18 protein-coding genes and 1 pseudogene are annotated in these 21,851 nt (G+C 38.6%); 7 read left to right on the top strand and 12 right to left on the bottom strand.

From position 1 onward, the window contains the following. From FIM66_RS02960 to clsC, 3 genes are read left to right on the top strand one after another with little or no spacing between them, the layout of a single operon-like run. The gene (locus FIM66_RS02960) at positions 1-2,145 is read left to right on the top strand and encodes a fumarate reductase flavoprotein subunit (RefSeq protein ID WP_140599941.1); all 2,145 of its coding nucleotides are present in this window, start codon (positions 1-3) and stop codon (positions 2,143-2,145) included. Next, a complete protein-coding gene (locus FIM66_RS02955; protein WP_001282436.1) occupies positions 2,138-2,875 on the top strand; it encodes a fumarate reductase iron-sulfur subunit in 738 nt (245 codons plus the stop codon). The genes FIM66_RS02960 and FIM66_RS02955 overlap by 8 nt, the downstream gene beginning before the upstream one ends. A 21-nt stretch (positions 2,876-2,896) precedes the next feature. Next, on the top strand, positions 2,897-4,405 hold the full coding sequence (gene clsC / locus FIM66_RS02950) for a cardiolipin synthase ClsC (RefSeq protein WP_140498695.1): 1,509 nt from the start codon (positions 2,897-2,899) through the stop codon (positions 4,403-4,405). A 5-nt stretch (positions 4,406-4,410) separates the two neighbouring features. Here clsC and FIM66_RS02945 read toward each other — a convergent pair whose 3' ends face one another. Next, positions 4,411-4,944 carry a TIGR00645 family protein gene (locus FIM66_RS02945; RefSeq protein ID WP_000890445.1) on the bottom strand — a complete coding sequence of 178 codons (534 nt, stop codon included), beginning with the start codon at positions 4,942-4,944 and terminating at the stop codon, positions 4,411-4,413. A 158-nt stretch (positions 4,945-5,102) separates the two neighbouring features. On the opposite strand from FIM66_RS02945, the pseudogene FIM66_RS02940 reads away from it, so the two are divergent. Continuing rightward, positions 5,103-6,813, top strand: a pseudogene (locus FIM66_RS02940) (DUF262 domain-containing protein). Positions 6,814-7,209: 396 nt separating this feature from the next. On the opposite strand, the gene FIM66_RS02935 reads toward FIM66_RS02940, so the two are convergent. Genes FIM66_RS02935 through FIM66_RS02915 form a run of 5 tightly spaced genes read right to left on the bottom strand, consistent with a single transcriptional unit; the run spans position 7,210 to position 12,057 of the window. Continuing rightward, positions 7,210-8,007, bottom strand: coding sequence for an SPOR domain-containing protein (locus FIM66_RS02935; protein ID WP_140478188.1), 798 nt, complete (start codon positions 8,005-8,007; stop codon positions 7,210-7,212). A gap of 21 nt (positions 8,008-8,028) precedes the next feature. Continuing rightward, positions 8,029-8,571, bottom strand: a complete 543-nt coding sequence (locus FIM66_RS02930; protein ID WP_000138093.1) for a DUF1882 domain-containing protein — start codon at positions 8,569-8,571, stop codon at positions 8,029-8,031. 10 nt (positions 8,572-8,581) lie between these two features. Beyond that, positions 8,582-9,832 carry a serine hydroxymethyltransferase gene (locus FIM66_RS02925; protein WP_120926998.1) on the bottom strand — a complete coding sequence of 417 codons (1,251 nt, stop codon included), beginning with the start codon at positions 9,830-9,832 and terminating at the stop codon, positions 8,582-8,584. Then, positions 9,832-11,337 (bottom strand): lysine--tRNA ligase, encoded by a 1,506-nt coding sequence (gene lysS / locus FIM66_RS02920; RefSeq protein ID WP_140599939.1) that lies wholly within the window; start codon positions 11,335-11,337, stop codon positions 9,832-9,834. Before lysS ends, FIM66_RS02925 begins: the two co-directional genes overlap by 1 nt. A gap of 9 nt (positions 11,338-11,346) precedes the next feature. Further along, positions 11,347-12,057 (bottom strand): CvpA family protein, encoded by a 711-nt coding sequence (locus tag FIM66_RS02915; protein ID WP_140599937.1) that lies wholly within the window; start codon positions 12,055-12,057, stop codon positions 11,347-11,349. 229 nt (positions 12,058-12,286) lie between these two features. Here FIM66_RS02915 and FIM66_RS02910 point away from each other — a divergent pair, with 229 nt between their 5' ends. Genes FIM66_RS02910 through pseI form a run of 3 tightly spaced genes read left to right on the top strand, consistent with a single transcriptional unit; the run spans position 12,287 to position 15,228 of the window. Then, positions 12,287-13,564 (top strand): apolipoprotein N-acyltransferase, encoded by a 1,278-nt coding sequence (locus tag FIM66_RS02910; RefSeq protein WP_140599935.1) that lies wholly within the window; start codon positions 12,287-12,289, stop codon positions 13,562-13,564. Continuing rightward, on the top strand, positions 13,561-14,202 hold the full coding sequence (locus FIM66_RS02905) for an ABC transporter ATP-binding protein (RefSeq protein WP_121288648.1): 642 nt from the start codon (positions 13,561-13,563) through the stop codon (positions 14,200-14,202). The genes FIM66_RS02910 and FIM66_RS02905 overlap by 4 nt, the downstream gene beginning before the upstream one ends. A gap of 3 nt (positions 14,203-14,205) precedes the next feature. Then, the gene (gene pseI / locus FIM66_RS02900; protein ID WP_140547990.1) at positions 14,206-15,228 is read left to right on the top strand and encodes a pseudaminic acid synthase; all 1,023 of its coding nucleotides are present in this window, start codon (positions 14,206-14,208) and stop codon (positions 15,226-15,228) included. Between the two features lie 81 nt (positions 15,229-15,309). On the opposite strand, the gene FIM66_RS02895 is transcribed toward pseI, so the two are convergent. From FIM66_RS02895 to FIM66_RS02870, 6 genes are all read right to left on the bottom strand, one after another. After that, positions 15,310-16,524 (bottom strand): LlaJI family restriction endonuclease, encoded by a 1,215-nt coding sequence (locus tag FIM66_RS02895; protein WP_140599933.1) that lies wholly within the window; start codon positions 16,522-16,524, stop codon positions 15,310-15,312. After that, on the bottom strand, positions 16,517-17,863 hold the full coding sequence (locus tag FIM66_RS02890; protein WP_140547992.1) for an McrB family protein: 1,347 nt from the start codon (positions 17,861-17,863) through the stop codon (positions 16,517-16,519). Before FIM66_RS02890 ends, FIM66_RS02895 begins: the two co-directional genes overlap by 8 nt. After that, complete coding sequence (locus FIM66_RS02885; RefSeq protein WP_140478173.1) at positions 17,838-18,608, bottom strand: hypothetical protein; 771 nt, start codon at positions 18,606-18,608, stop codon at positions 17,838-17,840. Before FIM66_RS02885 ends, FIM66_RS02890 begins: the two co-directional genes overlap by 26 nt. Further along, complete coding sequence (locus tag FIM66_RS02880; RefSeq protein WP_140547993.1) at positions 18,595-19,839, bottom strand: DNA cytosine methyltransferase; 1,245 nt, start codon at positions 19,837-19,839, stop codon at positions 18,595-18,597. The genes FIM66_RS02885 and FIM66_RS02880 overlap by 14 nt, the downstream gene beginning before the upstream one ends. A gap of 486 nt (positions 19,840-20,325) precedes the next feature. Beyond that, a complete protein-coding gene (efp, locus tag FIM66_RS02875; RefSeq protein WP_000974267.1) occupies positions 20,326-20,889 on the bottom strand; it encodes an elongation factor P in 564 nt (187 codons plus the stop codon). Positions 20,890-20,911: 22 nt separating this feature from the next. Then, on the bottom strand, positions 20,912-21,835 hold the full coding sequence (locus tag FIM66_RS02870; RefSeq protein ID WP_033756133.1) for a class II fructose-bisphosphate aldolase: 924 nt from the start codon (positions 21,833-21,835) through the stop codon (positions 20,912-20,914). Positions 21,836-21,851: the final 16 nt, after the last annotated feature.

Below are 21,851 nucleotides of genomic sequence, written 5' to 3'. Positions count from 1 at the left end.
ATGAAAATAACATATTGTGATGCGCTAATTATTGGAGGCGGACTGGCCGGGTTAAGGGCTAGTATCGCATGCAAACAAAAGGGTTTAAACACCATCGTTTTAAGCCTAGTGCCTGTCAGGCGTTCGCACTCTGCAGCCGCTCAAGGGGGCATGCAAGCGAGCCTTGCGAACGCTAAAAAAAGCGAAGGCGATAATGAAGATTTGCACTTTTTAGACACGGTTAAGGGGAGCGATTGGGGGTGCGATCAGCAAGTGGCTAGAATGTTTGTAACCACTGCTCCTAAAGCCATTAGGGAATTGGCCAGTTGGGGGGTGCCTTGGACTAGGATTAAAAAAGGCGATAGGCCTGCGGTCGTCAATGGTGAGCATGTAACTATCACTGAAAGAGACGATAGGCATGGTTATATCTTAAGCCGTGATTTTGGCGGCACTAAAAAATGGCGCACATGCTTTACGGCTGACGCCACAGGGCATACCATGCTTTATGCGGTCGCTAATGAAGCCTTACACCACAAGGTGGATATTCAAGACAGAAAGGACATGCTCGCTTTCATTCATCATGATAATAAATGCTACGGAGCGGTGGTAAGGGATTTGATCACCGGCGAAATTTCAGCGTATGTTTCTAAAGGCACGCTTTTAGCTACTGGAGGTTATGGGCGCGTGTATAAACACACCACTAACGCCGTGATTTGCGACGGAGCCGGGGCTGCAAGTGCGTTAGAAACCGGCGTAGCTAAATTAGGCAACATGGAAGCGGTGCAATTCCACCCTACCGCTTTAGTGCCTAGCGGGATTTTAATGACCGAAGGTTGTAGGGGTGATGGCGGGGTTTTAAGAGACAAGTTTGGCAGACGCTTCATGCCCGCTTATGAGCCGGAAAAAAAAGAGCTTGCGAGTAGGGATGTGGTCTCAAGGCGGATTTTAGAGCATATCCAAAAAGGCTATGGAGCCAAATCGCCCTATGGGGATCATGTGTGGTTGGATATTGCTATTTTAGGGCGTAACCATGTGGAAAAAAACTTAAGAGATGTGCGCGATATTGCCATGACTTTTGCCGGCATTGATCCGGCTGATAGCGAAGAGCAAACCAAAGACAACATGCAAGGAGTGCCCGCCAATGAGCCTGAATACGGCCAAGCAATGGCTAAGCAAAAAGGCTGGATCCCCATAAAGCCCATGCAACACTATTCTATGGGTGGGGTTAGGACAAACCCTAAAGGCGAAACCCATTTAAAAGGCTTGTTTTGCGCGGGTGAAGCGGCATGCTGGGATTTGCATGGGTTTAACCGCTTGGGGGGTAATTCCGTGAGTGAAGCGGTGGTCGCTGGCATGATCATAGGGGATTATTTCGCCTCGCATTGTTTGGAAGCGCAAATTGAAATCAACACGCAAAAGGTTGAAGCTTTCATTAAAGAAAGCCAGGATTATATGCATTTTTTATTGCATAATGAAGGCAAGGAAGATGTGTATGAGATTAGAGAACGCATGAAAGAAGTCATGGATGAAAAGGTGGGCGTTTTTAGGGAAGGCAAAAAATTAGAAGAAGCCCTTAAAGAATTGCAAGAGCTTTATGCGTGCTCCAAAAACATTTGCGTGAAAAACAAGGTTTTACACAATAACCCTGAATTAGAAGACGCTTACCGCACCAAAAAAATGCTCAAACTCGCGCTTTGTATCACTCAAGGGGCGTTACTGCGCACCGAAAGCAGAGGGGCTCACACAAGGATTGATTACCCTAAAAGAGATGATGAAAAATGGCTTAATCGGACTTTAGCGAGCTGGCCTAGCACTGAGCAAGACATGCCCACGATTGAATACGAAGAATTAGATGTGATGAAAATGGAAATCAGCCCTGATTTTAGGGGCTATGGCAAAAAGGGCAATTTCATCCCCCACCCCAAAAAAGAAGAACGCGACGCTGAGATTTTGAAAACGATTTTAGAACTAGAAAAGCTTGGAAAAGACAGGATAGAAGTCCAGCATGCGCTCATGCCTTTTGAATTGCAGGAAAAATACAAAGCCAGGAACATGCGTTTAGAAGATGAAGAAGTGAGGGCTAGGGGGGAACATTTGTATTCTTTCAATGTCCATGATTTATTAGACAAACACAACGCTAACCTAAAAGGAGAACACCATGAGTGATAATGAACGAACGATTGTAGTTAGAGTGCTAAAATTTGACCCTCAAAGCGCGGTGAGTAAGCCGCATTTTAAAGAGTATCAATTGAAAGAAACGCCATCCATGACGCTCTTTATCGCTTTAAACCTCATTAGAGAGCATCAAGATCCGGATTTGAGCTTTGATTTTGTGTGCCGTGCTGGGATTTGTGGCTCTTGCGCGATGATGGTTAATGGGAGACCGAGATTGGCTTGTAAAACCCTAACTTCTAGCTTTGAAAGTGGGGTGATCACGCTCATGCCCATGCCCAGTTTTACGCTCATTAAAGATTTAAGCGTGAACACCGGCGATTGGTTTTTAGATATGACTAAAAGGGTGGAGAGTTGGGCACATTCTAAAGAAGAAGTGGACATTACCCAGCCAGAAAAAAGGATTGAGCCTGATGAAGCCCAAGAAGTCTTTGAACTAGACAGGTGTATTGAATGCGGGTGCTGTATCGCTTCTTGCGGGACTAAACTCATGCGCCCTAATTTCATTGGAGCTGCTGGCATGAACAGAGCCATGCGTTTCATGATTGACAGCCACGATGAAAGAAGCGATGACGATTTTTATGAATTAGTCGGCGATGATGATGGCGTTTTTGGGTGCATGAGCTTGATTGCTTGCCATGATACTTGCCCTAAAGAATTACCCTTGCAAAGCAGTATCGCTACTTTGCGTAATAGGATGTTGAAAGTGGGTAAAAGCCGCTAATTTCTTTTTAGTGGGTCGTTTTTGAAAATCTTTTTAGTTTTTTTAAGCGTCTTTTTTTTTAATGGGTGTTTTGGGTTAGTCTATAAGACTCCCATTTCAAGCCCACCTATCTCTTATGATCCCTACACTACCACCATTGGGAGCTTATACGCCAAAAATTTAAAAGAAAACCCTAACCATAGTGCAGCCATTCTTTTAGAAGACGGCTTTGATGCCTTATTGCATAGAGTGGGTCTTATTAGAATGAGCCAAAAAAGCATTGACATGCAAACTTATATTTATAAGAACGATCTTTCCTCTCAAGTGATCGCTAAAGAACTTTTAAATGCGGCCAATCGTGGGGTGAAAGTGCGCATCCTTTTAGATGATAACGGGTTGGATTCAGATTTTTCAGATATCATGCTCTTAAATTTCCATAAAAACATTGAAGTGAAAATTTTTAACCCCTACTATATCCGCAATAAAGGCCTGCGTTATTTTGAAATGCTTGCGGATTATGAGCGCATTAAAAAACGCATGCACAACAAGCTTTTCATCGTGGATAATTTCGCTGTCATTATAGGAGGGCGCAATATTGGGGACAATTATTTTGATAACGATTTAGACACGAATTTTTTAGATTTAGACGCTTTGTTTTTTGGGGGGGTTGCTTCAAAAGCCAAAGAAAGCTTTGAACGCTATTGGAGGTTCCACCGCTCTATCCCTGTTTCATTACTAAGAACCCATAAAAGACTCAAAAACAACGCTAAAGAAATCGCTAAACTCCATGAAAAAATCCCTATCAGCGCTGAAGACAAAAACCAGTTTGAAAAAAAAGTCAATGATTTTATAGAACGCTTCCAAAAATACCAATACCCCATTTATTATGGGAATGCCATTTTTTTAGCCGATTCACCCAAAAAAATTGACACGCCCTTGTATTCGCCTATCAAAATCGCTTTTGAGAAAGCCCTTAAAGACGCTAAAGACTCCGTTTTTATCGCTTCATCGTATTTTATTCCAGGCAAAAAGATGATGAAAATCTTTAAAAATCAAATTTCTAAGGGGATTGAATTGAATATCCTTACCAATTCCCTTTCATCAACGGACGCCATCGTGGTCTATGGGGCGTGGGAAAGGTATCGCAACCAATTAGTGCGAATGGGCGCGAATGTCTATGAAATACGAAACGATTTTTTCAACCGCCAGATTAAAGGGCGCTTTAGCACCAAACATTCCTTGCATGGCAAGACGATTGTTTTTGATGACAATTTAACGCTTCTAGGGAGTTTCAATATTGATCCGCGCTCTGCATACATCAACACTGAAAGCGCGGTTTTGTTTGACAACCCGTCTTTTGCTAAAAGGGTGCGCTTGTCGCTTAAAGATCATGCCCAACAAGCATGGCATTTGGTGGTGTATCGGCATAGAGTGATTTGGGAAGCGGTGGAAGAAGGGATTTTAATCCATGAAAAAACTTCGCCTGACACTTCCTTCTTTTTGCGCTTGATTAAAGAATGGTCTAAAGTCCTTCCTGAAAGAGAGCTTTAAAACTTTTAATGCCCTTTATTTTGCGAAAAAGCGATGTTATTGGTAACAGCGGCTAACAGCGCTGAACACACAAACACCAAATGGATCACCACTTGCCAAAAAATAGGGTTATGCGATAAGGGCGTGTCTTTAGGAATGCTGGATAGAACGTCTTCTAAACTCATGTAGCGTTTGAGCAAAAAAATCGCCGAAATGGCTACAATGGAGAGCGAAACCTTTAATTTTAAAGCGTTAAAATCCGTGTGTTTTAGCCAAGTGATTTCGCTGGCATCCACCTTGTCTAATTTAGAAACAAAGCTTTCATAACTGGCGAGCAACACCATTAAAACAAGTCCGGCCATAAACAACAAATCCACTAAACCTAAGGCTGATAAAACCAAATCCGTTTCACTAATGGTGTCTAAATGGCTGAGCATGTGCCACAATTCTTTCATGAACACATAGCCTAAAACCACCAACACTAACGACATGGCAATGCACAAAGGGGCTAGCAACCAACGAGTGGCAAACAACACTCTTTCAATCAACTTTTCTAGCATGTTCAAACTCTTTTAATTATGGCTTTTTGAAGCCTTGATTATAGCTAATAAAACGCCCCGAGTGGCTAACAGAACGCCTTGATGGAGTGAAACCTCAGATCATTCTTATGATATTTATGGTATAAATTTGACTACTGCATGCAACAAAGGAGAAGTGAATGAAAACCACTATAAAAGAGATCTTTCAAGAGGAAGGATACAGCATCCCCAACTATCAGAGGGATTACGCTTGGAAGGACAAGAATTTTAGGGATCTGTGGGAAGATCTAGAAGAAGCGATAGAATACAACAAAAATGGTTATGCACATTTTATAGGCACCATGGTTGTCGCTAAGAATGAAGACAACAAAAAATTGTATGACATCATTGACAGCCAACAACGAACGACCACCATCTTCATGCTCTTGCATGTCTTGGCAAGCAAACAAAACGAGAAAGACAAGCAAGAGACAAGAAAATATCTATACCAAAAGGGGGAATTAAAATTAGAAGTCGCCCCTCAAAACCAAAGATTCTTCAAAACGCTCTTGGAAGCGGCAGAAAAAGGGAGTATTAGCCATTGCGAAAAAGATGCAGACACCGAGGGCAAGCAAAATCTTTTTGAGGTTTTGAAGGCCATCTTGGATAATGTCAGCAAATTGAGTGAAGAAGAAGTGAATGAGCGTTTGGAGGCACTGTTGAAAATGGTTTTGATGCGGTTTGAAGAGCCTAATCCTGGAAACACCATCAGAACCTTTCAAAGCGTGAATGACAGAGGCGTGCCTCTTCTTTTACTAGACAAATTAAAATCCCTTTTAATTTATTACTCCAACACTTTTTGCGATGGGAAAGGGGGGCTAGACCAATTTATCAACGATCATTTTGGGGAGATCTTTAAGATCTTTGCAAAGATCAAAAAGAGCGACCATATCTCTAGCGTTGTAGCCACAAAGTTTGATGAAGGCGATATCTTCCGCTACCACGCAAGGGAGCCAAAGATTTGATGGAATCGAGTTTTTAGGGCAATACAAAGCAAGCACGGACAAAACCTACGAGAAACTCAAAGATGAACTAAAAAAAATCAAAAGCACCAAAAGCACATTGGAAAGTTTCATCCGATCCTATGTCAGCGATTTGAAAAATTTCTATCAGGCTTTCCTTGATCTATTGATCGAGATTGACACCAACCCAACCACCCTTAAGGTCATGCTCATCAACAGAATCAACCCGCTTTTTTTCAATTCGCTCATCCGCCTGAAAATCAACAACGAACTAGACGCTGAAACGCTGAAACTCTTTGCCAAAACCGATATTGTGTTTTTCAAAGCTACTAGAGATAGGAAATCAGCGGTCTACAACCTGATTAATGCGTATCTTGAAAAGGGCAAAGAGAGATTGAAGAGCGAGATGATTGCTCAATGCAGAAATGATATAGAGCTGGCTTCTTTGAAGCTTGTAAAGAACGCGTCCAACCCATCATGCTTCCACTATGTCTTCTTTGAAAAGAACTGCCAGGAGATGAGTCTTGCCGATCTCAAAAAATTGATCCCTGGGAAGCGATTCTCCCAAGACATAGAACACATCATCCCCATCAATTTATTAAAATTAGATAATGAAATTGAGATCCAAAAACTTGGTTTTGAAGACAAGAAAGATCTTGAAAACTACATTGACACATACGGCAACCTCATCTCCTTAGAAAGTTCGCTCAAGTCTAAGGCAAGCGATAAGGATCTGTATGAAAAAGATGAAATCTACAAAAGTAGTGAGATTCCTTTCAACAGGCACTTTAATGTAAAAGATTTCAACAAAGAGGTTTTGATAGAAAGGAATGATGAAATGCGAGAATGGCTGATCGACACCTTTTTTAAGGATTTCGCCACCCACTAAAGAGAGTGAAGCTTAAAAGAGCGTGAGCGTACCTACTCTCTTGCTTCTAGCCCCACAACCACACCCATAAAGCTAGTTCCAAAACGCTCTCTTCTTTGGAGGGTTAGGGGTTATCAAACAGCAAGCAATAACTTCATAAAATTTAAATGCACCGTAGTTTTCAAACAACAAACAAATACTTTTAACAAATGAATGCTCTTTAAGGCTGAATTCAAACGCAAGAATTATCTGAATTTCTCAAAGACCAAATAGGTATATTGATCAAAAAAATCTGTTTATCTTCATTCTCTGTTAAAATTATCCGAGCCGATGGAGTAAAGCTACCCCATCGTTTTAGAGCTTGGGCGATCCACTAAAAACGCCCAAGAAAAAAATAAGAATTTTTAGCCCAAACCCCTACCGCGCTTCTATAACAACCGGTTTAGTCATTTTTTTACTGACTTCATCGGTATGCATTAAGGCTTCTTGCTTGCTCTTATAAGGGCCTATGAGATAGCGCTTCGTTGCTCCCCTATCTTCAATCTTATGGGGGAATTGGTTAAACGCTTGCAAAAAGGCTTTATTGGGCGTGTGCACAAAAACCCCCACTTGCAAATAATGCCCCTTAGTAAGATTGGTTTTAGAATTGGCTTTTTTAGGGACTTCTTTATGAGCTTCTTTTTTGACTTTTGGCTCTTTAGCCACATGCTTAGTTTTATGTGCTTCTTTATCTTTAGGCGTTGCTTTAGGCTTTTTATGAGGGGTTTCTTTTTTAGTCGCAGCTTGAGATTCTTTTTGAGTGCTAGTGTGCTCAACAGCTTTTAATTCTTTTTTAGCTTCTTGCGTTTCTTCTGCTGTTTTCATCTCCGTTTGAGTTTGATCGGTTTGAGTGGGCATGTTAAACGCATCATTTTCTTGTTTTTTAACATTATCCGCCACTTTGTCTAGCTTGTCTTCTTGCTTGGAAGGATCTAAATTCAAGCTTTCAAACTCATCGTCTTTTTTCTCATCTTTAGTGTTGCCTATTTTTTGCATGCCACTATCGGTTTGTAAAAAAGTCTCTTTAGGAGCGACTCTCGTGCTTTTCCAAAACACCATTAAAAGCACCGCTAAAATGATAATGGCTATAGCCACGATCAAAAACACCTTTTTAGTGCCGCCCCCATTATTTTCTTCTTCTAAGATCACTTCATTCAGTCTTTCTTTTTCTGACATCAAAAATCCTTTCAAAAATGGTTATAAATGCTTCGCCCAAGAGCTCCCTCGCTCTTTTGCAAACACCTCATAAGGTAAGGCTAAAATATTAAATTCCTTAGGCCATTCATTGCTAGGGAAGACCTTCCATTCTTTAGGCAACCCTTGCGCTAATTTCATGGACAAAGTTTTAACTAGCCTTTCACCCTCGCCTAATTCCGTATGCCCCTTATGCACATACAAATGCAAATGCCCTGGCGTCTTCGTGTTATAAGCGGTAAAATTCATAAAACCTTCCTCACGAAGCAATAACTGCGCCTTATGGTAAAAACGCTCTGGGTTCCTCCCGTTATAATCAAACACAATGTTTTCCACCTTATCGTTACGCAAGATGAGGTTGTGCGCAATTTCTATTTCTTTTTTCAAATGCTTTTGAATGAGCGAGCTTGTGAGCATGGCATTCACTCTCTGGAATTTATTATAATAGCAACGCCCCGCATAATCCACCCTCTCCCCCAAGCCTGGTTTTTTTTCAAAATAATGGCTTGTGTCTATCTTAATGAGCTTTAATTCCATTTCTGTCATCTTGACTCCCTTAAAAAATGGGTTGGTGGTACACAGGGAATTGATTAGCCATCGCCTTCAATTCTTCTTTCACATGCAATTGCAAACTAACATTATTAATATCATTCAAAATATCTGATATTTTATTCCCTATGATTTCAAATTCCTTAGCTCCCATGCCCCTTGCGCTCAATGCTGCTGAGCCAATCCTTATCCCGCTCGTTACAAAAGGGCTGCGCGTTTCGCCAGGAATGGTGTTTTTATTCACAGTGATTCCAGCATTCCCTAATGCAATATCAGCGTCTTTCCCGCTATAAGGCTTATCTAAGAAATCCATTAAAAGCAAATGGTTAGAAGTGCCACCGCTCACTAACTTGTGGTTTTTTTCTTTTAATGTTTTAGCGAGAACTTGCATGTTAGATTTCACCAATTTTGCGTAAGCTTTAAATTCTGGTTTTAAGTTCTCTTTAAACCCCACCGCTTTAGCAGCAATCGCATGCATCAAAGGCCCGCCTTGAGTCCCTGGAAAAATCGCTTTATCAATCTTAGCCGCTATTTCTTCGTCATTGGTTAAAATAAGCCCCCCTCTAGGCCCTCTTAAAGTCTTATGAGTGGTGCTTGAAACCACATGGCAATGCGGGAAAGGATGGGCATGCTCATTAGCGACCACAAGCCCTGCCACATGGGCTATATCGCCTAATAATAACGCCCCCACTTCATCAGCGATTTCTCTAAATTTCTTAAAATCAATCTCCCTTGGATAGGCTGAAAACCCGCACACAATGATTTCTGGTTTAACGCTCTGAGCGATTTTTAGCGCTTCTTCATAATCAATATAGCCATCCAAATTCACGCCATAAGAAAAGCTCTGATAATGCTTGCCGGTCAAACTCACTTTAGCGCCATGCGTTAAATGCCCTCCACAGCTTAAATCCATGCCTAAAATCTTGTCATAAGGCTTTAAAAGAGCGTGATAGACAGCGTTATTGGCTTGTGAGCCTGAATGCGCTTGCACGTTAGCGAACTGGCAATTGAAAAGCTTTTTAACCCTTTCTATGGCCAAGCTTTCTATTTTATCCACCACTTCACAGCCCCCATAGTAGCGTTTGTTAGGATAGCCCTCAGCGTATTTATTCGTTAAAATACTCCCCATAGCCTCCATGACACTGGGAAAAGTGTAATTCTCGCTCGCTATCATTTCTAAATGTTCATTTTGGCGTTTAAATTCCTCAACAATAAACTCAAAGATTTCACTATCCGTTTGTTCTAAAAAATAAGCCATTACTCTTCACCCTCAACATTAAAATCGTTTTTAACAGGACGCATCGCTGGGAATAAAATCACATCTTTAATGCTTTTAGCCCCAGTGAGCAGCATCACTAATCGGTCAATGCCTATGCCTTGCCCTGCAGTGGGGGGCATTCCATGGGCTAGGGCCCACACGTAATCTTCATCCATGTATTGGGCTTCTTCATCGCCTTTTTCTTTCTCAGCCACTTGGTTTTTAAAGCGCTCTAATTGATCTAATGGGTCATTCAATTCGCTAAAGCCATTAGCGATTTCTTTACCTGCAATGAACAATTCAAACCTGTCAGCAATATTAGGGTTACTATCGTTGCGTCTGGCTAAGGGGCTAATCTCAATGGGGTATTGGGTTACAAAAGTGGGGTTAATGAGTTGGTGCTCTACAAAATGATCAAACGCTTCAGCGAGCAATTTATCATAAGTGAGATTTGGCTCTACTTTGATGCCCTGCTCTAACAAATAAGCCAAAAGCCTGTCTTCTTTTTCTAAAATATCCTTACTAATGCCCCCTATTGTTTCTAACGCGTCCAAATAGGAAATCACGCTCGTTTGATTGAAATCCACTTCCATATCGTTATAAATGATTTTTGAATCTAAATTTAAAGTCTTTAGCAAGTAGTCAAACAGCCTCTTACTGAGTTCAATCAAATCTTCATAAGTGTGATACGCCCAATAAAACTCAATCATCGTGAATTCGGGATTATGGCTGTGATCCATGCCCTCATTCCTGAAATTACGATTGATTTCAAACACCGCTTCAAACCCCCCTACAATCAAGCGTTTGAGGTATAATTCTGGGGCAATTCTTAAATACCTCTCCACCTCCAAAGCGTTATGATAAGTGATGAAAGGCCTTGCGTTCGCCCCGCCAGGAATGGGGTGCATCATAGGGGTTTCCACTTCTAAAAACCCTTCCATTTCAAAGAATTTCCGCACGCTAGAGACAATCAAACTGCGCTTTTTAAACACGTCTTTAACGCTAGGATTGACGATCAAATCCAAGTAGCGTTGGCGGTAACGCAATTCTATATCGCTCAGTCCATGAAACTTTTCAGGTAAAGGCACAATGGTCTTGCTTAAAATATGAAATTCTAGGGCATGAATGCTTAATTCACCGGTTTTGGTAGCAAAAGGGAAGCCTTTCACCAACACAATATCGCCCACTTCTAAATGCTTTTTCAAGCTTTTAAATTCATCATTCAATTCATTTTGCGAAACATAAGCTTGCAAAATCGCGCTTTCATCTTCAACTTTAATAAAACATGCCTTACCCATTAAGCGCAAAAGCTTGACCCTCCCTACAATACTCTCGCGTTTTTCTTTGTCTTTAGGCTCTTCTAAATCCTTAACATAAGCGTATTTTTCTAAAAAAGCGGCGTTGGTGAGGCTTCGTTTCAAGCCATTTTTATAAGGGTTTTTCCCTTCTTCTCTCAAGCTATTGGCTTTATGGATGCGTTGTTGGATGTATTGGTTAGAAAACATGTGATGCCTTTATAGGGGTTCTTTATTAGATGGTATGGAGTTTGGTGGGGTTTGGTTGGATTTATTGTGTTTTGGCTCTAGCATGTTTTTAGGCAAATCTTTAGCCTTTTCTTTTAAAGATTCCACGCCCTTATCCGTAGCCTTATTAAAAGATTCTTTGGCGTTATCAACAGATCCTTTATTTTTAACTTCATCGCTCATTTCTTCAAGGTTGTCTTTAAGGTTTTTCTCCACATGTTTGACGCCATCAAGGCGCATGATCTTACTAGCGATGCTTTTCATGGTAGAAAAAAAAGTGCTCTTTTCTTGCAAATAGGCGTTAGCGTCTTTCATGACTTCCATTTTAGAGAGCACATAAAGGATGAAAGAAAGCACTAAAAAAGTCTTTAAACATGAAAAAATAAACCCTAACGCTTTGTCTATAATGCCTAACCCACTAAAGACTAACACCTTGCCTAGCAACACTCCAAAAGCTAAAAAAAACACCCAAATAGACGCTAACACCAATAAAAAACCGATGAGATTCGTCATGGTTTCATTTCTTAAATCATACAAATGCTCTGAGAATAAATTCCCAACAGCCACAGAATAGCGAGACGCTAAATACACGCCAAGCACAATCCCTAAAGTCCCCGCCACTTCACTCACGAAGCCATGATAAAATCCTCTAATCCCAAAGGCTACCACCACCACAAGTAACGCCAAATCAATATAATTCAAACCCTAAACCCAAACCTTTCTCTCATATATCTCGCATAAAGATAGTCATAGCGTCTTAAAACAAACACCCATTACTCTTAAATCATGCCAATTCACGCTCTTTAGACTTGAAATTTGAAAATAATAACACAACTTAAAAAAAACTACCCTTAAAAAAATCAATCTAAAATCTTAAATTAAAATATAGCTATAATACACTAAAACAATCTCAAGGTTTCAAAATTTAGCCATGCGTCTTCTTCTATTCAATCAAAACGCTTTTTTATTAGCGTGCATGTTTGTTTCAAGCGTGTATGTGAACGCTGTTTTGGACGCTTATGCAATTGAAAACCCCTATATCACTATCACACTCACAAGCCTATTAGCCCCTTTAAGCATGCTGGCGTTTTTAAAAACCCCTAGAAATAGCGCTTTTGCTTTGGGGTTTTTTGTGGGGGCGTTATTGTTTTATTGGTGCGCTTTAAGCTTTCGCTACTCGGATTTCACTTATTTATTACCCTTAATCATTATTTTAATAGCGTTAGTTTATGGGGTTTTATTTTATTTGTTGCTCTATTTTGAAAACCCCTATTTCAGGCTTTTGAGTTTTTTAGGCTCTAGTTTTATCCACCCTTTTGGATTTGATTGGTTAGTCCCGGATAGCTTTTTTTCTTATAGCGTGTTTAGGGTGGATAAATTATCGCTAGGGCTTGTTTTTTTGGCTTGCATTTTTTTGAGCGCTAAACCCTTTAAAAAATATAGGATCATAGGGGTTTTATTGTTACTTGGCGCGTTGGATTTTAATGGTTTCAAAACAAGCGATTTAAAAAAGGTTGGAAATATTGAATTAGTCTCTACAAAAACGCCCCAAGATGTGAAATTTGACTCAAATTACCTTAATAATATTGAAAACAACATCCTTAAAGAAATCAAGCTCGCTCAAAGCAAGCAAAAAACCTTGATTGTTTTTCCAGAGACCGCCTACCCCATCGCTTTAGAAAACTCCCCCTTTAAAGCTAAACTAGAAGATTTAAGCGATAATATTGCTATTTTAATAGGGACATTGCACACCCAAGGCTATAGCCTTTATAACAGCTCGTTTTTATTTTCTAAAGAGAGCGTTCAGATCGCTGATAAAGTGATCTTAGCCCCCTTTGGCGAGATAATGCCTTTACCCAAGTTTCTTCAAAAACCCCTTGAAAAGCTCTTTTTTGGCGAGAGCGCTTATTTATACCGCAACGCTTCTAGTTTCAGCGATTTTACATTAGACGATTTTACTTTCCGCCCCCTGATTTGCTATGAAGGCACTTCCAAAGCCGCTTATTCAAACAGCCCTTCAAAAATTTTTATCGTGATGAGCAATAACGCATGGTTTATCCCAAGCATTGAACCCACCTTACAAAGAACGCTTTTAAAATACTACGCAAGGCGTTATGATAAAATCATCTTGCACAGCGCGAATTTTTCAACTTCTTACATTTTAAGCCCTAGCTTATTGGGCGATATTCTTTTTAGGAAACGATCATGATTAAAGCCGTTAATATTTCTCATGCTTTTGAAAAACCTCTTTATAATGGCGTGAATTTGCACATTAAACCCAAAGAAAGCCTAGCGATTTTAGGCGTGAGCGGGAGCGGTAAAAGCACACTTTTAAGCCATCTAGCCACCATGCTAAAACCGGATAGCGGAACAGTTAGCTTGTTAGAACACCAGGATATTTATGCCTTAAACTCCAAAAAGCTTTTGGAATTACGGCGCTTAAAAGTGGGCATCGTTTTTCAATCGCATTACCTTTTTAAGGGTTTTAGCGCTTTAGAAAACTTGCAAGTCGCTTCCATCCTAGCCAAGCAAGAAATAAATCATTCCCTTTTAGAACAATTAGGCATAGCCCACACCCTAAAACAAGGCGTGGGTGAATTGAGCGGTGGCCAGCAACAACGCTTAAGCATCGCCAGAGTGCTTTCTAAAAAACCCCAAATCATTATCGCTGATGAACCCACCGGGAATTTAGACACCATTAGCGCTAATCAAGTCATCAGCATGCTGCAAAATTACATCACAGAAAACGAAGGGGCATTAGTTTTAGCCACGCATGATGAGCATTTAGCCTTCACTTGCTCTCAAGTCTATCGCTTAGAAAAAGAAGTTTTGATTAAGGAAAAATAAGAAATGTTACAACGCCCTAAAATTGTCGCTGAATTGAGCGCTAACCATAACCAGGATTTAAACCTAGCCAAAGAAAGCCTTCATGCCATTAAGGAAAGCGGCGCGGATTTTGTCAAGCTCCAAACCTACACGCCAAGCTGCATGACTTTAGATTCTAAAGAAGATCCTTTCATCATTCAAGGCACTTTATGGGATAAAGAAAATCTGTATGGATTGTATCAAAAGGCTTCTACCCCCCTAGAATGGCATGCTGAATTGTTTGAGTTGGCTAGAAAGCTTGATTTAGGCATTTTTAGCTCGCCCTTTAGCTCAAAAGCTTTAGAGCTTTTGGAGAGCCTAAATTGCCCCATGTATAAAATCGCTAGTTTTGAAATCGTTGATTTAGACTTGATTGAAAAGGCCGCTCGCACACAAAAGCCCATTATCCTTTCTAGCGGTATCGCCACACACGCCGAATTACAAGACGCTATTTCTTTGTGCAGAGGAGTGAATAATTTTGACATCACCCTTTTAAAATGCGTGAGCGCTTATCCCAGTAAAATAGAAGACGCTAATTTATTGAGCATGGTTAAATTAGGCGAAACCTTTGGCGTTAAATTTGGCTTGAGCGATCACACGATTGGCTCTCTTTGCCCCATTCTAGCCACCACTTTAGGAGCGAGCATGATAGAAAAGCATTTCATTTTAAACAAATCCTTACAAACCCCAGACAGCGCTTTTAGCATGGATTTTAACGAATTTAAAAGCATGGTTGAAGCCATCAAGCAAAGCGTTTTAGCCTTAGGCGAAGAAGAGCCAAAAATCAATCCAAAGACTTTAGGGGAGCGAAGATTTTTTGCGCGCTCTTTATTCGTCATTAAGGACATTCAAAAAGGCGAAGCATTGACTGAAAACAATATCAAAGCCTTACGCCCCAACCTTGGCTTACACCCTAAATTCTATAAAGAAATTTTAGGTCAAAAGGCATCAAAATTTTTAAAAGCCAACACCCCTTTAAGCGCTGATGATATAGAACGCTCACTGTAGGTTTGTTTCGATTAAAAAATGGGGGTTTTTTAATTTTGTTTTATGGTTTTAGATTTTGTTTTAGATTAAAATTTTTAAAAATTATATTTTAGTTTCTTCCACATTTTTTGCTAGTAACTTTAAAAGATCATTAGATTTCTTATTATAATTTTGCATTAAAAATTTAGTGTCTATTAAAATTTCTTGTATCTTTTCATATTGCTTTAGATTGTCTTTCCACTCTCCATTTGCAAAGCCTATATTTTCAAAAATATTACTCAATTTTAGTGGGTTGTTAAAACTGTTGAATGGCATTAGAAAGATATTGTAAATCTCTTTTTCTGGTTCTCGTTTTGCCGCATATTCGCCATAAACAATCTGTTTTATGATGGATGTGCTATTGGGTAAATCGCTTGCAACCCCACTTATACCATATTTGTAATATTTTGCATCTAATATGTAAATTTTATCGTCAAACAGCATTACACTATCTGGTTGCAATAAATAATCAGGTTTTTGATTGGAACAGCACAAATTCCATTTTGTTTTAGGAAAATAAACTTCTTTATTTTTTATACCAAATGCTCTGTCTATCATTCTTTCCCAAACAACATAAAAATTATATGTTCCAAATTTAAAATCAGTCTTGTCTAAAATATTATCATCTTGTAAAAGAATATTTTTCATAGATTGAAAAAGGATTTTCTTGTCATCATTAAATGTGCTGTTTAGCCTGTTTTCAAGCAGATAAATGCAATAATTTTTATCAGTAGATAGTTTGAATTTTGGTGGCATAAACGAGCTAAACACAAAACCAAATTTAGAAAACGCTTCATGCACACAATATTTGTTTATCGTTGTTATCAATTCATTTTCATTAATCATTTCCTTTTTAACTTGAAAACGAGTGTAGATAAAAGAGTTTTTATTGTTAAGATTTTGAATAATGGGTCTATTGTTCTTAATCGTTTTGGAAAAATTTATCTTACCTTTTGCACTGTTTTCATAATAGCTTTTATTTTCTGTATAATAACCATGCGATAAAAAATATTCTATGACATTTTTATACGCTGTGAGTGGAAAATTTGATCTTATAATCTCATTTTTATTATTTAAAAAATTTTCACATGCAATTGTTTTACTATATTCTAAAAGAATAGAAATAAGCTTTTTTATATCTGCTCTAATATTCTTATCATCGCTTGTACCAAATCCTAGCGGAAAACAAATTTGTAAATCATTATTGATACTTCTAATACCTACAAAATTGTCGTTCAATTCATTGTCTGTAAAACAGCACTCTTTTAAATTAAGCATAGAATAAAAGTTCTTTTATATCATCGCTAAAAATATCAAATTGGGTTCTACCTTTTTCTTTGGTAAAATTCTTTACAATAGCTTCAAGTGTATTAAATTTTGTAGTATCAAATATTATATTTCTATCAAATTTAAAGACATCGTCCCAAAGGTATTTGATGACTTTATGCGCAAAATTTTCTTTGCTCTTTAGATCATCAATATTTACAAAATAAACGCCAAATCGCTTATCCTCCATAGAACTCAACCCCTCGTTATTTTGAGCTATTTTTTCATTGATGGTGGTGCAAAATTTTTGCCAAGTAATATCAGTATCTAAAATTTTCATATTTTTAAACTCATCATCAACATTTTCAAAGGAATTTTCAATAAGTTGCATAGAAAATCTACGCTGAAAAGCAGTATCTAGCGTGAATACATTTTGATCGCTCGTATTCATTGTAGCGATTATCCATAAATTTGATGGGATTCTTATACTTGCATTTTTATCATTATGGATAATATTTGCAATATCCACATTATTGATAGCATACTCACTAGAACCTTTCTTAAAGCCATCCTTGTCATGTTTAAGCCTATCAAGAAGTTGAAAAATTTCTCCAAATATGGCAGGCGCGTTACCACGATTGATCTCATCAATCACTAGAACATGCTTAGTTTGTGGGTTATGATACGCTTTTTTTAGGATGTTTGTGAAAGGTCCAGGATTAAATTTATAACTAACTACACCGCTCTCATCTACACTTGGCATAATCTGTCCCACAAAATCACTATAAGAATAATCAGGATGGAACACTATCTTTTCTACCACGCTATTATCATTGCAATAATCTCTTTGTAAAGCGTAGCTTTTGCCACTACCAGGAACGCCATAAAGGATGATATTTTTTCCCCCATCTATTCTAACGCTTTCATCTATTTTACCCTCATCTAAAGAACTCGTTTCATTCTCACTAAAAACCAATAAATGCTTGCTATTACTGATTAAGCCATTTAAAACATTGTATCTTGTATCAATGGGTAAGATGATTTCTAATGTGTATTCTTTATAAGATATATAAGTAAAAAGCAGAATATCATCAATTTTTAACTCATAACCCGATCGGTTTTCTTTTATTTTATCAACTTCTGCACTGATGATTTTCTTAATTCCTCCACCAAGTCTAGGGTCTGTTGCTAAGAGAATACTAACTTTATCGTTATAATTAGATAAAATACCCCTCATATCTACTTCATCTTGGTTGTTAGCTTTATCAAAAAAATGTTCTAAAATACCTCTTGTAATACTAATTTGTTTGTTGATGCATTGATTATCAATTTTCCTCAAATAAACTTTCATTTTTCACCTTTTTAAACACCTCATTTTTTACAAACTCCCCCCACTGCTCTGCCATTGCCTTTGCAAACCCTGGAAATGTTTTGCTCCTCCAAATTTGACGCTCTTTGGCTGATTTTGTTTTAGTCAGTCCATCGCTATACCATTTTGCTATTTTTTTACCGCTTTTAAATTCTATAAACTCGCCAGGATCAACGATGTTTGTATATTTTAATGGTGGTAAGTTTTTAAGCCACAAACAAGTCTTTTTTGATGCGCTATCGCCAAAGTGGTAAGGTTGGACTATTTGATTGGGTTTTTTGTATCTTGTATTCATTATGCCAATGGGGTTTTCTATTGCAATATAAGGGATTTTTGCATCCGCTAAGTCCATAAAGAATTTTAAAGCTTCTTCTCTATCTTTTGCGCGGTTTGGGAATTTGGGGTGGGGTCTTTTTTGTTCTATGGGCAAATCTTTATCTTTAGGGTGGTAATACCACTTTGCTCCACTAACAGCTAAAAAAGTGCAAGGTGGGTGCGCTATCATCATATCCCATTGCGAAACTTTTGCATGTTTGCCATTTTGCAAAACACCGCCTTTATTTTCAATCACTTCAAAAACATCGCAATTAAAATGCCACTCAGGATGCCCGCCACTACACTCTAATAAATCACAACTATAAGCGTTGAAACCAAGCTTTCTAAACTCGTTACACACTCTTTGGCTTTCTTCACAAGCCACTAAAATATTTATATTAGTTTTTTTCATCTAAAACCTTTGCCACTGCTAAAGCTATATTTTTGGCAAAATTGACTGGCACTGCATTGCCTATCATTTTAAAACAAGCCGCTTGCGATCCGATAAATTCAAAATCATTAGGGAAAGTCTGTAAAATCGCTGCTTCTCTTATGGTGATTGAGCGGCTTTGATGGGCTTCTGGGTGTATAAACATAAAACCATCTTTTTGCAAATGCGCCACTAAGGTTGGCGATGGCTTATCCCATTCTAAATTTCTGTATTTGTTATGGTTTGAGACTTTTCCCGTAATCTTAGTGTAAAAGTCAAGCTTTTCTTTTGTGGAAGCGTTATTCATATTGTTTTCAATCCAAAATTCCATCGCTTTTAAATCTCGTAAATTATTATATCGTGGAAAATTTTGTGTCAAATTATTTGTGCCAATAAGTTCGTGAGAAATGTTTTTATTGTTGATCTTTAAGGGCGTTTTGAGCGGTCTAAACTTGGGTAAATGACCAATAGCGTCTTTAACGGTAAGCGGTGGTTTTTTTGATTTGAGATTGTCTAGGTTTTGATAAAATTTGAATAACCACTCTTTATTGCCTTTACGAACGCCAAATACGATCACTCGTTTTCTGGTTTGTGGGACTTCATAATCATCGCTAGAATAGATTATCTCTTTCATTTCATTTGGTTTTTTAATTTCATACCCTATTTTTGAAAAAGCTTCATAAATCCTATTCTTTACAAATTGATTACCCGGTTTTGCGCTAAGCATGCCAGGAACATTTTCAAACACAAAGCATTGTGGTTGGTAGTAATCAACTATCTTAACAAAACTTTCAAAAAGATAATTCCTATAATCATATTTCATAGAGTGTCTATCTTGTGCTCTACCTGCAAGAGAATAAGCTTGACAAGGAGGACCGCCAAAGATAACATCTATTTTTTTACCACTAATTACGCCATTTAGTCCAAATTGGCTAACGCTTTCATCATTATCAGATCCATAAATTTTAAGAGTTTCATCACTCCAAGAGCCATTTATCAATTCATCAGTTTTTTGAATATCAAATTTGATAACTCTTTTTTTTGTTTCTTTTTCACTAATCTTGAAGCGTTTAATTAAAGCATTTCTCAGTGTAGTAACCATAGGTTCTTCCCACTCAATGTGGGCTAAAATATTAAATCTATTTATATCCGCAAAACCCAATGATAAACCGCCAGCCCCACTAAATAAATCTATGCAATTATATTTGTTCATTCAAGTTCTTAATACCATTAGTAGCGTTGTAAAGTCTGTTTGATAATTTATTCCTTGTTTCATTTTACCCACCAACCATCTTCTGCTTTAAAAGCGATTGCAACAAAATAAAAAGCTCAAGATAAATCAAGCGTATTTTTTCGTATCCATTTCAATAAAGCTTGGTGCAAGTTCTTCTTATACCTAAACTCACACTCTTCTAAATGGGGTAAATTCTCTCTCTTTTATTTCCTAACCCCAAAAGACAACTTTATTTAAGAGATTATTGGCTTGGTTAAATCAAGCTCTTTTTAGATTGTAAAAAATACTAAAGCATTTTTTACATTTTATAATCAATTCCAAACGAGAACAGAGAAAAGAAATTCTAAATAATTTTTAACCACAGATTCCACATGCACTTTAAACAAAGCTCAAATAAGGGGGCTGATAATACCCCTTATGACAAAAAAGCTGTGTCTAAAGCACTAGATCAATAAAAAGATAATCTCATTTCACCTTTTCAAGATACTCTTCTGTTTCCGTATTGACTTTAATCACCTCACCTTCTAAAACATGGAAAGGCACTTGCACGACCGCACCGGTTTCTAAAGTCGCTGGTTTTTTGCTCGCACTTGAAGTATCGCCCTTAAAATTAGGGGCTGTTTCTACAATCTTTAGAGCCACAACTTGCGGCACATCCACTGAAATCGCCTTGTCATTATGCAATAAAACCTGCACTTGCATGCCGTCTAGCATCCATTTAGAAGCCTCACCCACTTGAGAGTCGTTTAAAGCGATTTGCTCATAGCTCTCTATGTCCATGAATTGGTATGTGTCGCCATCATGATAAAGGTATTGCATCGTTTTTTCAACCAAATTAGGCTCTTCGCACTTATCCCCCGCATGGAAAGTCTTTTCAATCACCTTACCATCTAAAAACGACTTGATTTTCGCGCGTACAAAAGCCGCACCCTTGCCGGGCTTGACATGTTGGTATTCTACGATCCTATAAGGCACACCACCCAATTCAATTTTCAAGCCCTTTTTGAGCTCACTCATCCCAATTGCCATGTTACACTCTTTTCCTTGTTGATTAAATTTTATTAGCACTACCCAAAAGTTTCATGCGCTCTTTGACCACATTTTTAAGCGCTAATTGGGCCGGAGAAAAAAACTTCCTCAAATCAAATTGGCTCTTATCTTCATTAGCCACCTTGCGCACTTCTGCGATGAAAGCGATCCTTAAATCCGTGTCAGTATTGACCTTATTGATCCCCCCTTTTACGGATTCTTGCAAAAATTCAAAAGGCACACCCTTAGAGCCTTTCAAATCGCCTCCAGCGTCCAAATAAGATTTCCTCACATTATCTGGTATCGCGCTCGCTCCATGCAAGACTAAAGGGATATTAGTGAGCCTTTTGACTTCTTGCAAGCGTTCAAAATCCAATTTGGGCTCGCCCTTAAACTTAAACGCTCCATGGCTTGTGCCAATGGCTGGGGCTAAGTAATCCACTTGAGATTCTTTGACAAACCGCTCCGCTTCTTTAGGATTCACCAACACAGCATCTTTTTCATCCACCGAAATATTGTCTTCAATCCCCATTAAACGCCCCAACTCCGCTTCCACGCTCACTCCAGCGTTATGCGCCATTTTAACCACTTTAGAAGTCAATTCCAAATTTTCTTCAAAAGCATGGTGAGACGCATCAATCATCACAGAAGTGAAACCCGCTTTCACGGCTTTTTCGCAGCTTTCAAAAGTCGTGCCATGATCTAGGTGTAAGGCTACAGGAATGTGCGGGTAGCGTTCGCACATGATTTTCACCATGCCTACCGCCATATCAATCCCCATGTATTTGATCGCTCCTTCACTCGCTTGAATGAAAAGCGGGGAATTTTCCTCGTTTCCTGCTTCAAAAATAGCGTTTAGCATTTCAAAATTCACGAAATTAAACGCCCCTACCCCATAACCTTCTTTATGGGCTTTCAATAAGATTTCATTGCCTTTAACTAACATGATAACACCTCATCAA

The sequence above is a fragment of the Helicobacter pylori genome (assembly GCF_006439795.1).
GTDB lineage: Bacteria > Campylobacterota > Campylobacteria > Campylobacterales > Helicobacteraceae > Helicobacter > Helicobacter pylori_CR.
Note: the sequence above shows the minus strand (reverse complement) of the source record. Positions and strands in the feature narration are given on the sequence as shown.